The sequence below is a fragment of the Qipengyuania pacifica genome (assembly GCF_019857205.1).
Lineage (GTDB): Bacteria > Pseudomonadota > Alphaproteobacteria > Sphingomonadales > Sphingomonadaceae > Qipengyuania > Qipengyuania pacifica.
The window spans coordinates 144,129-160,918 of the sequence record NZ_JAHWXO010000007.1; the positions used below are offsets into that span (position 1 = coordinate 144,129).

Here is a 16,790-nt window from a genome sequence, read left to right on the forward strand (position 1 = left end):
TGCAATGGGGACGCGTGACCAGAAAAATCGTGCCAAGGAACAAATTCCAGCTTGGGAGACGGTCGTTTAGCGATATTGTCTGATCTTCAGGTACTATTCATGGGGGGTAAACTTGAAGAATCCTGCTTCTTTCACAAATCGCAAATCCGGCCTGTGGGCAAGCGTGGGCCTCGCGGCCATTGCGCTTTCCTCCGCTGCGTCCGCCCAAGATGCATCCGTCTTGGAGGAGAGTGAGACGACAACTGAAACCGCTACTGAAGCGGAATCCAATGCCATCGTCGTTACCGGTTCGCGCATCACAACGGTCACGCCTTATAACAGCCCTGACCCGATATCGATCGTTAGCCCGGAGATCGCCCGACGGGAAGGTCGCCTCGATCTTGCCAGCGCTCTGCAGAGTTCGCCGGTCGCTTCAGGTTCGACCCAGATCACATCAGCGCTGTCGTCGAATTTTGTTACCAATGGCGGTCCAGGGGCACAGACGATCGATTTGCGTGGCTTGGGCGCGAACCGAACGCTTGTCCTCCTCAATGGCCGGCGTGCCGGTCCTGCAGGCACCAGGGGCGCAGTGTCGTCTTTCGACCTCAACGTGTTGCCGCTTTCGATCGTTAACGACATCCAGATCCTGAAGACCGGCGCCTCCTCGATTTACGGTTCCGACGCAATCGCCGGGGTCGTCAACATTCTCACCGGGGACCGCGAGGATGGGCTGAAGCTCGATCTCAATGTTTCTGTGCCATTCGATTCCGGTGGTGAAGATTATCGGCTCAGTGCCGCTTACACGAAGAATTTCAGCCGCGGACACATTACGATAGCTGGCGACTATTCTCATACGAACGAACTTGCGCGTGGGGACCGTAGCTACCTCGCATGCCCGGAAGCCAATATCTTCGATGAAAACGGTGCGCGCGCAGATCTGATCGATCCGCGTACCGGTCAGCCTCATTGCGAGGATTTGCGTTGGGGTCATATCTGGACCTACAATCTGATCGATAACCTTCAGCTTGATGGCCCGGGCGGTCCGAACACCGGAACGCAAACATCGCCCTTCGGGCGCACCGTCCTGTTACAATACCAGTATGCCAATGGTCCGGGCAGCGGCGCGCTTGGCATTCCTGCATACGGCGACCCTGCATATTTCGGCGATTTCGGCGCTCCTGACGGCTGGTTCCCAACCGGATATGATGCAGCGTCGATGGCGGTGCAGAATGCGTACCATCCATTCGTGGCTGAACAGACGATCATTCCCGAAACGGATCTTTACACGGGCTATGCGGAAGCATCGTTCGAGGTATCGGATTCCGTAGAGCTGTTTGGCGAATTTCTGTTCAATCGCCGCGAAACCTATCAGAACGGCTGGCGCCAGTTCTGGAATTTCGGCTACACGGGTGAACTCTACGGCACTGGCCCCGGTACGACGTTCAATTATTGGGCTGACGGCTTCGAAGGCGTCAACTTGATCAGTCCGACGGCCATCACCAATCAGTCAGACTCCAGCCAGAAGGTGGATTACTACCGTGGCGTGGGCGGTCTGCGTGGTGACATTTCGTCCGCTGGCAACTGGCGCTACGAAGCCTACGTCCAGTACAGCCGTAGCGATGGCCGGTATCGGTCGCAGCAGATCCTGCAGGATGCTTACGACACTGGATATTTCCAAACGGCATCATGTGTCGGTACCACCACCCCGATCTCCGGGCGGCAATGCGTCGACATTCCCTGGACCGATCCAGAATTCCTTCGTGGTAATCTGACGCCGGAGCAGATTGGCTTTCTCTTCGATTGGGAAGAAGGTCAGACGATCTATACCCAGCTGACGGGTGAAGCCTCGGTCAGCGGGCAGCTCTTCGAATTGCCTGCTGGGCCGCTTGGCGTAGCTGCAGGGATTACCGCGCGTCGTGACAGGATCGACGACACTCCCGGCGAAATCACTCGCGCCGGCAATGCTTGGGGCGCCTCGGCTTCGGGCATCACTGCCGGCAAGAGCGTGACGACAGAAGCTTTTGCCGAACTCAGCATCCCGGTACTCAGAAACCAGCCGTTCTTCGAAGATCTGACGCTCTCTGCTGCCGGGCGTCTCACCAATGTGAAGGCAACCCGCGCGTCCGATGGCGTCAGCGACAGCGACAACGGCAACTTCACTTACAAGCTCGGCTTCAATTGGGCGCTCAATGACTGGCTTCGTTTCCGTGGCAGCTATGGAACGTCTTTCCGCGCTCCTGCACTTTTCGAGCAATTCCTCGCTAACGAAACCAGCTTTGTTAACCAGCGCTTCGATCCTTGCATCAACTGGCAAGGTGGTCTCGCAGCGGGAACCACGTCCCAGCGCGTAGCTGACAACTGCGCTGCAGATGGGATCCCGGGCGATTACGGCGGTGGCGGCATCACCGCCACTGCATTCTCCCAAGGTGGCTTGGGGAATCTGGAGGCAGAAACCTCCGATGCCAAGGTCATCGGTGTCGTTCTGACGCCGGACCTCAATTTCCTCGGCGACACACGGTTCAGTCTTGCGGTCGATTACTTCGATATAAAGGTGAAGGGGGAGATTTCCCAGCTTGGCCCGACCGCGATCCTGAACGGGTGTTACCAGTCGGAAAACTTCGCCACCGAACCGCTTTGTAATCTGTTTACTCGCGGCCAGAACGTCACGGCGGTGTACCAGATCGATGAAATCTACGACCAGTACATCAATATCGCCAGCCAGCGGAACTCGGGTATCGATGTCTCAGCCAATATTTCCCACGACATGGGGAACGCTGGCCTTTTGACATTGCGGGCCGAAGGGACCTGGCAGATCAAGGACGACTTCCGGCTTTTGCCGACGTCGGACCTTGAATCCGATAATGGTGAAGCCGGGTCGCCTGAATGGGTCGCGGATTTCCGTGCAACATGGGCCCACCCATCAGGGTTCAGCCTGTTCTACGGCATCAACGTGATCGGCTCGACCTCCAATGTCGAAGATTTCTTGGAGGACAATGGCGGCGACCGGTGTATCGATTCATTCAACACCGACAATCCTGCTGGCGATCTGCCGATCTATGGGCGTTACTGTCCGGATCTCACGACACCGACGACTTTCTACCACAATATTTCTATCTCTCAGGAAATTGGTGACGGTATGTTCGACATCACTGCCGGCATCAGCAACCTGTTCGATACGCGTCCGCCGCGCGTTTCGGTTCTGAATGGTGGTCAGATTGGTCTGCTCGGCCCGGTCGTGTCGGCATCGCAATATCCGTTCGTCGGCCGACGCGCTTTCATCAACGTGTCTACACGGTTCTGAAATCGAAAGATAAAGGGGCCACAACCCCAGAACTTCGGGGCGGCATGGCAACATGCCGCCCCTTCTGTTAGGCCATCTGCGAAGGAGCGATGATGCCTGAAATCCTGGTGCGAAAAGATAATCTCGACGACGTGAATAGGCGCTTCCAGCAAGCTGCAATCGCCAAGCCGGTATTTCTGAATTCCATCCCCAAGAGTGGTAGTCATTTGCTGCGCAACATCATGCGCATGTTCGTGCCAGTCGATCAGCAATACTCGGCCGACTTCATCCAGTGGGGCAACCTGCAGACGCATCGTACCGCGTTTGATCCTGCAACACCGAAACTGAGTTGGGGCCACCTGTTCTTTGCCGATGCGTCTGTTATCGAAACGGCATCAGCGCATCGCATACTGCTGTACCGAGACCCATACGACTGGGTGATCGCGCGTGCGCGTTTCATCCTGTCGGAGCAATTCCATGGTAATGTGGACCATCTGCGAAGCGGCGCCGTGTCTGCTGACGAATTGCTTACAATGATGATTTTTGGGCTCCCCCAGAAGCTGCCCTCGCTAAACGACATCTACGAACTCAATGCGGCAGCTTGGCTTGGCGGACGCTGTCACGTCGTCAGATATGAAGAGCTTATCCGGCATGTCGACGATCTCGAATCGGATGCTGCGCGCGATTTTTTCGCGGTACTTCTGGACGCTGCGGGAATTGTAGTCCCTTCCGACTGGATGGAACGGGTGCGCTTCGGCGCCAACCGAGAAGAAAGCGCGACGGCGCGCGAAAACCTCACAGGTGTAGCTTTGGATCTTCCTCAAAAGCTGGGCGCGCGGCATCGCGCTCTTGTCGACTATCAGGCTCCAGGGCTTCGGAATGTGCTTGGATATGAGTGATGGGGGTTATGCACGATGAATGATCATGGCACGCCCGTATCCATAAATCCGGAGCTGACGAAGGCAAAGGAACTGATCGAAGACGCCAAATTCGAACAGGCTGCTCAGTTCTTGATCGGCTTTCTGCGCCGCCATCGCGACCATCCGCAAGCTTTGGCCTTGCTTGGCGAAACCGCCAACTGCCTTGGCGCTCTCGGACAGGCTGAGCAGTTTCTCCTCAAGGCAATTAAACTCGGTTCTCGCGATTACGACACGCGGCGCCAGTTGGCTGCCGTTGTCAATCAGCAGGAACGCCCGGCCATTGCTATTCCGATGTTCGAAAACCTCGCCAGCGAAAGGGGCGATACCGGCGTGCGTGCGATACTCGCCAACACGCTGGAAAAGATCGGCAAAGCGGATGAGGCGCGGGCGATCTACCGTCAACTTCTCGATGAAAAGCCCACGAGTACACAATTGTGGATCGCCTACGGCCATAATTTGCGAGCCGGCGGCCAGGTTGAGGATGCAATTGCTGCCTTTCGCAAAGCTATTGCGATTGATGATGGAACTGGTGATGCCTGGTGGGGGCTCGCCAGCATCAAGAAACCGATTTTGAATGACGACGATATCGCTGTCATGAGGGCGGCGCTTGCAATCGCGATCGATGAACGCAACGAAGCCCCCCTCAATTTCTCCCTTGCGCGCGCTCTTCATGACAAGGGCGAATTCGAGGACGCATTTCATCACTATGAAGAAGGCAACCGCTTGCGCGCGACGGCTATCGGCTATGACGCGAAAGAACTCAGCGCAGAAGTGGACGCGATAAGGGACAAGGTGGACACGACTTATATGTCAGGTCTGCCAACGGAATCGGTAGGCGATGATATCCCGGTTTTCGTCGTTTCCCTTCCGCGATCCGGCTCGACCTTGCTGGAACAGATACTGGGTTCGCATTCGCAGATCGAACCGGTCGGCGAGCTTCCATACATTCCGGCAATCCTTCGCGGGTTCATGGAGATGGCCACCCGGAGGGGCAAGACTACTGTACCGCAGGCAATTGAGGGGCTCTCTGGTGAACAGGCTGCTCGTTTCGGGCAGGATTATCTCGAACGCGCATCAGTCCATCGAACCCAAAACACGCGATTCTTCATCGACAAACTGCCCCATAATTGGAGCAACATCCTTTTCATTCGTAAGATTCTACCGCAGGCGCGCTTCATCGATATTCGCCGACCGGCGATGGATTGCTGTTTTTCGAACTTCACTCAGTCATTCAGCAGCGCGCATGCCGCATCTTTTTCGCTGGAAGATGTCGGACGATGCTATGTCGACAATGTCCGCCTGCTCTCACATTTCGATGATGTTGCTCCCGACATGGTGCATCATGTCGACTATTCGATGCTCGTTGAAGACCCTCGCCAGCAAATCGGCAAAGTACTGGCTTACCTTGGTCTCGATTGGGAAGAAGGCGTGCTTGACTTCCACCAGCTGGACCGTGTTGTACGCACCCCGAGTAGCGAGCAAGTCCGCCGCCCCCTCAATCGCGACGGCATGGCGATCTGGAAGCCTTATTCAAATTGGCTTGGGCCCCTGCGGGAAGCTTTGGGCGATCTCGCCTAAAAATAAGGGACAGCACAATGGCATCGGGCAGCAAAAAGAGGGCATGGCACTTCGCTGTCGATCGGGGCGGCACCTTTACCGATGTCGTTGCCGTAACGCCCGATGGGGCGCTGGTGACCGACAAGCTGCTCTCGGAAAATCCCGGCCATTATGCGGATGCGGCGAGCGAAGCCGTGCGGCGCCTCATGGAGCGGCATGGGAATGGCCCCATCGCGGAACTGCGGATCGGGACAACGGTCGCGACGAATGCGCTGCTCGAACGCAAGGGCGAGCGGCTTGCGCTCGCCATCACCCGCGGCTTCGGGGATGCGCTGCGTATCGGCAACCAGGCACGGCCGGATATCTTCGCGCGGCATATCGTCCTGCCTGAACAGTTGGCGTCGCAGGTGGTGGAGATCGACGAACGGGTTTCCGCCGATGGCGAGGTACTGACTGCCCTTGACGAGCAAGAGGCGCGTCGGGCTTTCGAAGGGCTGCGTGCCGACGGCGTCGATGCGCTCGCCATCGTGTTGATGCACGGCTGGAAATATCGCGATCACGAGGAACGGCTGGCCGCCATCGCGCGCGACATGGGCTTTGCGCAGATCAGCGTCAGTCACGAAGTGGCGCCGCTCATTCGTCTGATCCCACGCGGCGACACGACCGTCGTCGATGCCTATCTCTCGCCGGTCCTGCGACGCTATACCGATACTCTTCAGGCCGGTCTGCCCGAAACCGACAGCCTGCGTTTCATGCAATCGAACGGCGGGCTGGCAGAAGTCGGCGCATTTCGCGGGAAGGATGCCATTCTGTCCGGTCCGGCGGGCGGTGTTGTCGGCATGGTCGCTGCGGGCAAGCCACTGGGCCATGAAAAGCTCATCGGCTTCGACATGGGCGGGACCAGCACCGATGTCGCGCATTATGCGGGCGAATATGAACTGACCGGCGATAGCGTCGTGGCCGGCGTCCGCGTGGCCGCCCCGATGATGCAGATCCACACCGTTGCCGCAGGGGGCGGATCGATCTGCCAGTTCGACGGCGGGCGGTTCACGGTCGGCCCGGAAAGCGCGAGTGCGGATCCGGGCCCCGCCTGCTATCGCAAGGGCGGCCCGCTGACAGTGACTGACTGCAACCTGTTTCTTGGCCGAATTGACCCTGCATTCTTCCCGAACGTCTTTGGTTCGGACGGCAATCAAACGCTTGATCCGCATGCATCCCACAACCGTCTGAAGGAAATCGCCGACGCGCTTCCACACCCCAGATCGCTGGAGGAAATCGCGGAAGGCTTCCTCGATATCGCGGTCGACAACATGGCGAATGCGATCCGCAAGATCAGTGTGGCGCGCGGGCACGATGTGACGACCTATGCCCTCGCCTGCTTCGGCGGAGCGGGCGGACAGCATGCCTGCAGGGTCGCCGACGCTCTCGGCATGGAAACCGTTCTCGTGCACCCGCTCGCCGGCATTCTCTCCGCTTACGGTATCGGTCTGGCGCCGGTGAAAGCCATCCGCGAAGTCAGTCTCGTCAGAAAGCTCGGCGACAGTTTCGCCGCAGAGCTAGCGGACCTCGAGGCTCAGGCGCGCCGGGCCTTGCTGGACCAAGGTATCGAAAACAGCGAGATCGTGCTCGAAAGCCACGCCCGCCTGCGGTTCGAAGGCAGTGACAGCTTGCTGCCGATCGATTGCGGCGATGTCCCTACGATGGACCGGACGTTCCGCACCCTTCACCGCCAGCGGTTCGGCTATTCCGATGACCACGCGCCGATCGTGGTCGAGGCTCTGAGCGTCGAGGCCAGCGGGATGAGTGGCGGCCTCGGCAGTGCAGTGGCCCAGCCGGTTGCCGCCAGCGGCAAGCCCTCGGGCACATGGCAGACCGTAGAACGCGCGGCGATGAGCCGGGGCGACGTCGTGCATGGTCCGGTTCTGGTGATCGATCCGGCATCGACGACCGTCGTCGAAGGCGGATGGCAGGCCCGGCTTGCGGAAGAAGGCAGCCTCGTACTTACACGCAGCGAACCGCTTCAGCGCGACCGTGCGGCAGGGACTGAGGTGGACCCGGTCAGGCTCGAAATTTTCAACAATCTCTTCATGGCGATCGCGGAAGAGATGGGCGTCGTTCTCCAGTCGACGGCGACTTCGGTAAACATCAAGGAACGGCTCGATTTCTCCTGCGCCCTGTTCGACGCATCGGGCGAACTGATCGCCAATGCGCCGCACATTCCCGTCCATTTAGGGTCGATGGGCGACAGTATCGCCCGCGTTATCGAAGCGCGGGGCGACGCTCGCGACGGGCGCGGCTTCAGGCGGGGTGACGCCTATGTGCTCAACGATCCCTATCGCGGCGGGACCCACCTTCCCGATATCACAGTGATCGTCCCCGTTTTCTTCGAAGACGATACTTCCGAACCCGGCGCGTTCGTGGCGGCGCGCGGGCATCATTCGGATATTGGCGGGATTGCACCGGGATCGATGCCACCCGAAAGCCGGACTATCGAGGAAGAAGGCGTACTTATCGATAATGCCCTGCTGGTCGATGCCGGGCATTTCCGCGAGGCGGAAATGCGCGAGGTCCTCGCTGCGGCAACGCATCCTGCGCGCAATCCGGATCGCAACATCTCCGATCTGCGCGCGCAGCTTGCCGCATGCACCCGCGGAGAGTCACTGCTTCAGTCAGCCGCGCGCGATCAGGGAGCGGACGTGGTGGCCGCCTATATGAACCACGTTCTCGCCAATGCGGAGGAAAGCGTCAGGCGGCTGCTCGACCGGCTGGACGACGGCACATTCGCCTATCCGATGGACAACGGTGCGGTGGTAAAGGTGGCCATCCGGATCAACCGGGATGAGCGATCGGCGGTCTTCGATTTCACCGGCACCAGTGGACAATTGCCCGATAATTTCAACGCGCCCAAATCCATAACGCGCGCAGCGGCACTCTATGTCGTGCGCACGCTGATCGACGATGCCATTCCCATGAACGATGGCTGTCTCCGTCCTGTCGAACTGGTTGTACCGGAAGGATCGATGCTCAATCCGCGCCCGGGGGCTGCCGTGGTGGCGGGCAATGTCGAGACAAGTCAGGTCGTGACCGACGCGCTCTTCGCAGCGACCAGCAGACTGGCACCGAGCCAGGGCACGATGAACAATTTCACCTTCGGTGACGGCGCAGATCAATATTACGAAACGATCTGCGGCGGATCGGGTGCCGGCCTCGACCATGATGGGACCAGCGCCGTGCAGACCCATATGACCAATTCGCGGCTGACCGATCCGGAAATCCTGGAAAGTCGGCTTCCGGTCCGTCTCGACACCTTCTCCATTCGGCGGGGGTCCGGCGGAAATGGCGAATATCGTGGCGGAGATGGCGTAGAACGCCGGATTACTTTCCTCCACCCGATGCGCGCCAATATGCTGGCGAACCGGCGGGAGATCGCGCCGCGCGGCATCTGCGGCGGCACTGATGCAGCGCCGGGCCGCAACTGGATCGAGCGTGCAGACGGCTCACGAGAAAATCTCGGCGCCACGGGCTCGGGCGACATGCAGCCCGGCGACACATTCGTCATCCTCACCCCCGGCGGTGGAGGCTTCGGCCCTCCCCGCCAGAAGTGAAGATCGCGATCAGACGGCCGCGTCGCGTTTGACCGTGATGACCTGAGGATAGGTGAATTCCTTCAAGCCATCGACGCCATATTCGGCGCCGAAGCCCGACTGCTTGTGCCCACCGAACGGAGCGAACGGCGAGAGGTGCATGAATTCATTGATCCAGACCGTACCCGTTTCGAGCTGTTCCGCGATTTCGACGCCCTTGTCGGTATCTTTGGTCCAGACTGCGCCGGCGAGGCCGTAATCCGAATTGTTCGCGCGTTCGATGACTTCGTCGATCGTGTCGAATTTCAAAAGCGGCATGACGGGGCCAAACTGTTCTTCGGCCACGATCCGCGCATCTTCCGGTGGGTTGTCGAGTATTGTGATCGGCACGTAATATCCGGTGCCGGACGGGTCCTTGTCGCCTCCGGTCAGGAATTTGTAGCCATTGTCCTTCGCATCCTGGATCAGTTCGAGCACGCGCTCATACTGCTTCTTGTTTTGGATCGGGCCGACGCCGGTACCCTGCTGCGAACCATCGCCGACCACAACGGTGTTTGCATAAGCAGCGATCGCCTTGGACAGGTCGTCGTAAATATCCTTGTGAATGTAGACGCGCTTGGCCGCGATGCAGACCTGCCCAGCATTGGAAAAGCTCGACCAGAATAGCTGCTCGGCGACTTTTTCGACATCGGCATCCGGCAGTACGATCGACGCGTCATTACCGCCAAGCTCGAGCGTGATACGCTTCAGGTCGCCGCTCGCGCCTGCCATGATTTTCTTGCCCGTGGCAGTCGACCCGGTGAAGGTAATCTTGTCGATGTCCGGGTGCTCGGTAATCAGCGGGCCCAAGGTATCTTCTCCGGTGATGATGTTCACCGTACCGGCCGGCACCACATCCTTGATCAATTCCGCAATGCGCAGCGTAGTCAGCGGCGTGAACGGCGATGGCTTGAGCACGATCGTGCAGCCTGCGACCAGCGCAGGCACGATCTTCTGGATGGCCATCATGATCGGGAAGTTCCAAGGCACGATCCCACCGACCACGCCCACAGGCACACGGCGGGTACGCGACAGACGCGTATCATCGTCCTGGCTGATCACGTCATCCAATGTCAGCGTCGATTGCGCAGCAGCAAGGCCGGCTGCGCCGTAAATTTCCTGTTGCGCCTGCGTATGGGGCTTGCCCTGCTCGCTGGTCAGCAGGCGATAGAGTTCGTCGGCATTTCCCTTGATCGCTGCCGCGATACCCTGGACCACTTTCTGACGTTCTTCCTGCGGGGTTTTCTTCCATTCCTTGAACGCGCGTCGCGCGGCAGCGACGGCACGGTCCAGTTCATCCTTGCCGCAGGCTGGTACGCGCCCGACCACCTGCTCGTTGGCAGGGTTCAGAACCTCCAGCCACTCGCCATTGTCGACCATTTCGCCGTCGATCAGGTTCTTATAGTCTGTCATCGCTTTTCTCTCCTTGCCGGAATCCAGGAATTTTCTCTCCGCAATATCCTGTCGGGATTCGTTGCATGATGCAACGGGTCTTGCGGCGCGGCCAGAAATTGGAGACAGAAGCACCGGAGAGGAGAGCGATGCAGACCTTCGCAACCGAAGCGGTCGACTGGCCGGACACGGCGACGCGCCTGCGCGACCAGGTCCGTGATCTGGTTGCGCAGCACGGCGAGCGAGATCCTGTTCGCCGGGCAAACAGCTGGACCAAGCCGAACCCCGCCTTCAGCCGCAAATTGGGTGATGCGGGCCTGCTCGGCATGACGTGGCCCAAGGAGTACGGGGGGCACGAGCGCAGCCAGCTCGAACGCTATGTAGTGATCGAAGAGCTGCTGGCGGCTGGTGCCCCGGTCGGGGCGCACTGGATCGCGGACCGGCAGAGCGGGCCGCTGCTGCTGCGTCTCGGCAACGACAGGTTGAAGCGGCGCTGGGTACCCGCGATTGCCCGCGGCGAGGCATTTGCCTGCATCGGCCTTAGCGAACCGGGCTCGGGTTCGGACCTTGCCTCGGTCCGCACGTCGGCACGCCGTGACGGCGACGATTGGATCATCAACGGCCAGAAAGTGTGGACCACCGGCGCGCATATCAGCCAGTTCATGATTGCCCTTGTCCGCAGCGAAGCAGGCAGCGAGCGACAGGCCGGATTGTCGCAGTTCGTGATTCCGATGGATGCGCCGGGCGTCACGGTCAAACCGATCATAGACCTGACGGGTGCGCACGAATTCAACGAGGTGTTTTTCGACGACGTCCGCTTGCCAGCCGATGCACTTTTGGGGGTCGAAGGCGAAGGCTGGAAGCAGGCCACTGCCGAGCTCTCGCTCGAACGGTCGGGGCCGGAGCGATACCTGTCGTCCATGGTGCTCTTCCTGGAACTGGTGCGATATGCCGGAACGCGGACAGATCCTGCGCTCCAGCAACTGGTCGGCCGCCTTGCCGCAGAAGCGTGGACCTTGCGATTGATGAGCGCATCGGTCGCGGCCAAGCTTGCACGAGGCGAGGACCCGGCGCTGGAAGCGACCATCGTCAAGGATCTTGGCAATTCGTACGAGCAGGCGATCCCACAATTGGTCCAGGCTGCTGTCGATTTCGGCGACGCAGATGCCGAGGTGCTACGAGCCGTCTGCTTCTACCTGCTGCAGGTAAGCCCGAGCTTCTCGCTGCGTGGCGGCACGCGGGAAATCATCCGGGGAATTATCGCACGCGGATTGGGCCTCAGATGAGTGACACGCGCCGCATGCTGGCTGAAATGGTCGATCCTCTTTTCGCGGGAATGGGTGCGGCAGCCATTGTCGAGCGTGACCTTGCGCGCCTTGAAGAGCTCGGACTGCCAAACCTTCTGGTTCCAGAAGCGGAGGGCGGCTTCGGCGGCAGCTGGCTCGATGCACTGACGGTCTTTCGCCTGGCCGGCTATCACGCCCTTGGCATCGACCTGCCGAAGCTCATCGTTAAGCGGGCAGCAGTGGCGGACACCAAATTGTCAATGGCCTTTGCCCGCGCCTGTCAGATCGCGGGCGCTCTGGACGCGGCGCTGGCCTTGTCGATCGCCTATGCCAATGAGCGCCAGCAATTCGGCAGGCCACTGGGAAAATTCCAGGCCGTACAGCAGTCTCTCGCGAGCTTTGCCTGCGAAGCGGCAGCGGCCAATTGCGCTGCGATGGGTGCGGCACAGGCGCTCGATCGCGGTAACGCCGAATTCGAAGTCGCCGCTGCCAAGCTTCGCGCGAACCGGGCGGTCGAAATGGGCACCAGTGTTGCTCATCAGGTTCACGGCGCAATCGGCTTCACGGAAGAATACGCGTTAGCCCCCCTGACCCGGCGGTTGTGGCAATGGCGTTCCGAGTTCGGCAACGATGCCTATTGGAGCGCTCGGCTCGGCAGTAAGGTAATCGCGCGAGGGGCAGACCGGTTCTGGCGGGACCTTTCCGCGCGAACCGACCATTCCTAGCCGCGCTGTGCAATCCCGGCGCAGCAAATCGCCGGCATTATGCCAGCGCAAGCACCCCCGTAAGAATGTTGCGCACTAGGTCGACCTGACCCCGAGCGCCCGTCTTCGCATAGATTTTCTTTGAGTAGTACCGGGCGGTTTCGACGGTAAGGGCGTGGACTTCTGCCGCTTCGACAATCGACAAACCTTGCGCCAGCGACCAGGCAAGGCGCGCTTCCGCAGGCGTCAGATCGAACAGATCGACTAATTGCTCATGGCGGTCGGCGGAGGATGAGCGGTCGCCGCGCAGGTAGACAACCGCGACCGCCTTGTCCTTTCCCGCCAGCAAGTTGATGCGCGTAGGCGCAACAAGAATATCGATCCATGGGTCCTTGCTGATGTTGATCGCCTGAGGGCGATGTCGGCGGTCGGCCGCCATCGCCTTGGCAAGTGCTGTCAGTTCACGATCCACATGGGGCGAAGATGGCACGAGGCGATCATAGGGACCCCGCCTGAGTGCGCCCGATCGGCGCAGGAAGCTGTCTGCCTGACTGTCCAGATCAACTATCCGGCAACGCTCGTCCAATGCAATCCAGCCAAAGTTCATTCGCCGGAACGCCTCCTCGCTCACGGATGCACGGCTACGTTCGTGCTCGATCGTTTCGAGGACCCTCAGAGCCACACGTAAATGCGGGACCAGAGCCGTCAGCAGGCTGGCGATCTTTGCCGTTGGCGACGCTTGCGCCAGAACCGCCAGCGTCAGAACGATGCCGGCCCCTTCCACGCGCACTGCACGCAGGCCAGCATCATCATAGCCGATCTCCTCACCTGAATAGACGCGCCCGTTGCGCATTTCCTCCGCCACGAACCCGATCAATTCGCCGTCATGTAGGGCCACAGCGTCTGTATCGCCCGTACCGGTCAGCCAGATGGCCACGCCCTCGGCTTCGCAGACCCGGCGCATCAGTCGCAGGAAGGTTAGCCACATGGGCTGCTCGAATACGCCCGAATGAAGCGGGATGAGCAATTCCGTTTCGCCAAGATTAGGGATGCGCATGCAAGCATTTCTATCACCTCCCATTTGGGAGGTCCATTGCCTATGCAGCTTCCTATCTCTCACCAGAGAAACGCGGAGCCGATCCATGACCGACGCCAAATCCCTGACCCATCTCCAACGGCTCGAAGCCGAGAGCATCCATATCATGCGCGAAGTCGTCGCAGAGGCGGAAAAGCCCGTGATGCTCTATTCGATCGGCAAGGACAGCGCCGTCATGCTGCACCTTGCGAAGAAAGCATTCTATCCATCGCCCCCGCCCTTCCCGCTCATGCATGTCGACACGACATGGAAGTTCAAGGACATGTATGCGCTGCGGGAAAAGGCCGCCGAAGAAGCGGGGATGGAACTGATCGTCCATCAGAACCCAGACGCCGCGGCGCGAGGGATCAACCCTTTCGATCACGGCCCGCTACACACCGATATGTGGAAGACGGAAGGGTTGAAGCAAGCGCTCGATAAATACGGTTTCGACGCGGCATTCGGCGGCGCCCGACGCGACGAAGAGAAGAGCCGCGCCAAGGAACGCATTTTCTCGTTCCGCACCGCCACGCATGGCTGGGACCCGAAAAACCAGCGGCCCGAGCTTTGGAACCTCTACAACGCACGCAAGAAAAAGGGCGAGAGCATCCGCATCTTCCCGCTGTCCAACTGGACCGAGCTCGACATCTGGCAATACATCATGGCCGAAAATATCGAGATCGTGCCGCTCTATTTCAGCGCGAAGCGACCAACCTACGAACATGATGGCGGGCTGTTCATGGCCGACGACATCGACAGGTTGGAGCGGGTTATCGGACACCGTCCGGAGATAATAGAACGTTCGATCCGCTTCCGCACCCTTGGATGCTTCCCCCTTACCGGGGCCGTGGAAAGCGAAGCTGCGACACTGCAGGAAGTGGTGCAGGAGATGTTACTGACGACCACCAGCGAACGGCAGGGGCGCGTGATCGACAAGGACGCAGGGGATGCGTCAATGGAGAAGAAAAAGCAGGAGGGTTACTTCTGATGACCGATCCGATTTATCAAACCGATGCCCTGATCGCCGAAGATATCGATGCCTATCTGGAGCAGCATCAGAACAAATCGATGCTGCGCTTCATCACCTGCGGCAGCGTGGATGACGGTAAATCCACCTTGATCGGCCGCCTGCTGTACGATTCCAAGATGATCTTCGAAGACCAGCTCGCCGCCCTGGAAAACGACAGCCGGCGGGTCGGGACCCAGGGTCAGGACATCGACTTCGCGCTGCTGGTCGACGGGCTCGCTGCCGAGCGCGAACAAGGCATTACGATCGATGTCGCCTATCGCTTTTTCGCGACGGAGAAACGCAAGTTCATCGTCGCAGATTGCCCGGGTCACGAGCAATACACGCGCAACATGGTCACCGGCGCATCGACAGCCGATTGTGCCGTCATCCTGATCGACGCTCGAAAGGGCGTGCTAGTCCAGACCCGTCGCCACAGCTTCTTGTGCCACCAGCTTGGCATCAGGAACCTCGTGCTGGCAGTGAATAAGATGGATTTGATCGATTACGATGAGACCAAGTTCAACGCCATCGTTTCCGATTACGCAAAGTTTGCAGAAAGTATCGGCATCGAAAGCTTCCACGCCGTTCCGATATCGGGCCTAGCGGGCGACAATATCACCTCGCGGTCGGACAACACGGATTGGTATGGCGGTCCGGTTCTCATCGACCTTCTGGAAACGATGCAGATCGGTAATACTGCCAGCCAGAAGAAGCCCTTCCGCATGCCCGTCCAATGGGTAAACCGTCCCAATCTCGACTTTCGTGGCTTCTCGGGACTGATCGCTAGCGGCACCGTGAAGCCGGGCGACGAATTACGTTCTCTCCCTTCGGGCAAGACCAGCACGGTAAAATCGGTGGTCACCATGGACGGGGAACTCGACGAAGCGGTTGCGGGCCAATCCATCACGATCACTCTGGAGGAAGAGATCGATTGTTCGCGCGGCGATGTGCTTGCCACTGCCGACGACCCTCCCGAAGTCGCTGACCAGTTCGAAACCACCATCGTGTGGATGGACGACGAGCCGCTCGTCGTCGGCCGCGGCTACTGGCTCAAACTGGGCACGCAGATGGTCAGCGTAACAATCGCCGAACCAAAATACGAAATCGACGTCAATACGGTGGAACATCTCGCATCGCAGACGCTGAATCTGAATCAGATCGGGGTTTGCGAGATTACGACCGACAGGCGCATCGTCTTTAATCCCTATACAGAAAATCGCGCGCTGGGCGGCTTTATCCTGATCGACAAGATCACCAACCACACCGTGGGCGCAGGGATGCTGCATTTCAGCCTACGCCGTAGCCAGAACGTCCATTGGCAGCCTACCGATATTACACGCGACCACCACGCTTCCATGAAAAACCAGACGCCGCGGGTGCTCTGGTTCACCGGGCTGTCGGGTTCGGGAAAATCGACTATCGCGAACGAAGTCGAGAAGAAGCTGGCCCTCATGAACCGGCATACCTTCCTTCTCGATGGCGACAATGTTCGCCACGGGCTTAACAAGGATCTCGGCTTTACCGAAAGCGACCGGATCGAGAATATCCGCCGCATAGGCGAAGTTGCGAAACTCATGACCGATGCTGGCCTGATCGTGCTGACAGCCTTCATCAGCCCTTTTCGCGCCGACCGGCAGTTGGTGCGGGACATGATCGATGGAGGCGAATTCATCGAAATCCATGTCGATACGCCGCTGGAAGTTGCCGAGGCGCGCGATGTGAAGGGGCTTTACAAGAAGGCGCGCGAAGGGAAGCTGAAGAACTTCACCGGTATCGACAGCCCTTACGAACCACCGGAAAGTCCGGAAATTCGCGTCAACACGGTGGAAATGACACCCGAAGAGGCGGCGGACCATATCATCGCGAAGATCTTGCCATTGAAGTAGGTGCGTCGACGGATGTAAAGGATGCATGCTCGCACCAGATGGTCGTGGGCTGGCCGTCCGCGCCATTTCGGTAACCTGA

Annotated in this window: 10 protein-coding genes; 8 read left to right on the top strand and 2 right to left on the bottom strand. The window is 59.3% G+C overall.

The annotated features are described in order from the left end of the window. Positions 1–112: 112 nt before the first annotated feature. The 4 genes from KYK83_RS12450 to KYK83_RS12465 all read left to right on the top strand — a co-directional run bounded on the left by KYK83_RS12450 (position 113) and on the right by KYK83_RS12465 (position 9,341). Positions 113–3,280: a TonB-dependent receptor domain-containing protein gene (locus tag KYK83_RS12450; RefSeq protein WP_222828478.1), complete on the top strand. Its 3,168-nt coding sequence runs from the start codon at positions 113–115 to the stop codon at positions 3,278–3,280. Between the two features lie 89 nt (positions 3,281–3,369). After that, a complete protein-coding gene (locus tag KYK83_RS12455; protein WP_222828479.1) occupies positions 3,370–4,158 on the top strand; it encodes a hypothetical protein in 789 nt (262 codons plus the stop codon). A 15-nt stretch (positions 4,159–4,173) separates the two neighbouring features. Next, positions 4,174–5,757, top strand: coding sequence for a tetratricopeptide repeat-containing sulfotransferase family protein (locus tag KYK83_RS12460; RefSeq protein ID WP_222828480.1), 1,584 nt, complete (start codon positions 4,174–4,176; stop codon positions 5,755–5,757). A 17-nt stretch (positions 5,758–5,774) separates the two neighbouring features. Beyond that, on the top strand, positions 5,775–9,341 hold the full coding sequence (locus KYK83_RS12465; protein WP_222828481.1) for a hydantoinase B/oxoprolinase family protein: 3,567 nt from the start codon (positions 5,775–5,777) through the stop codon (positions 9,339–9,341). A 9-nt stretch (positions 9,342–9,350) separates the two neighbouring features. Here the strand turns inward: KYK83_RS12465 and KYK83_RS12470 are convergent, their stop codons facing one another. Then, a complete protein-coding gene (locus KYK83_RS12470; protein WP_103025127.1) occupies positions 9,351–10,772 on the bottom strand; it encodes an aldehyde dehydrogenase family protein in 1,422 nt (473 codons plus the stop codon). A gap of 128 nt (positions 10,773–10,900) precedes the next feature. Here KYK83_RS12470 and KYK83_RS12475 point away from each other — a divergent pair, with 128 nt between their 5' ends. Together KYK83_RS12475 and KYK83_RS12480 are read left to right on the top strand one after the other, a co-directional pair. Then, a complete protein-coding gene (locus KYK83_RS12475) occupies positions 10,901–12,037 on the top strand; it encodes an acyl-CoA dehydrogenase family protein (protein WP_248284443.1) in 1,137 nt (378 codons plus the stop codon). Beyond that, positions 12,034–12,762, top strand: a complete 729-nt coding sequence (locus KYK83_RS12480; RefSeq protein ID WP_222828482.1) for an acyl-CoA dehydrogenase family protein — start codon at positions 12,034–12,036, stop codon at positions 12,760–12,762. The genes KYK83_RS12475 and KYK83_RS12480 overlap by 4 nt, the downstream gene beginning before the upstream one ends. 37 nt (positions 12,763–12,799) lie before the next feature. Here KYK83_RS12480 and KYK83_RS12485 read toward each other — a convergent pair whose 3' ends face one another. Continuing rightward, complete coding sequence (locus KYK83_RS12485; RefSeq protein ID WP_222828483.1) at positions 12,800–13,798, bottom strand: helix-turn-helix transcriptional regulator; 999 nt, start codon at positions 13,796–13,798, stop codon at positions 12,800–12,802. A gap of 85 nt (positions 13,799–13,883) precedes the next feature. Here KYK83_RS12485 and cysD point away from each other — a divergent pair, with 85 nt between their 5' ends. Next, positions 13,884–14,804 carry a sulfate adenylyltransferase subunit CysD gene (gene cysD / locus KYK83_RS12490; protein WP_222828484.1) on the top strand — a complete coding sequence of 307 codons (921 nt, stop codon included), beginning with the start codon at positions 13,884–13,886 and terminating at the stop codon, positions 14,802–14,804. Then, a complete protein-coding gene (gene cysN / locus KYK83_RS12495; protein ID WP_222828485.1) occupies positions 14,804–16,711 on the top strand; it encodes a sulfate adenylyltransferase subunit CysN in 1,908 nt (635 codons plus the stop codon). Before cysD ends, cysN begins: the two co-directional genes overlap by 1 nt. Positions 16,712–16,790: the final 79 nt, after the last annotated feature.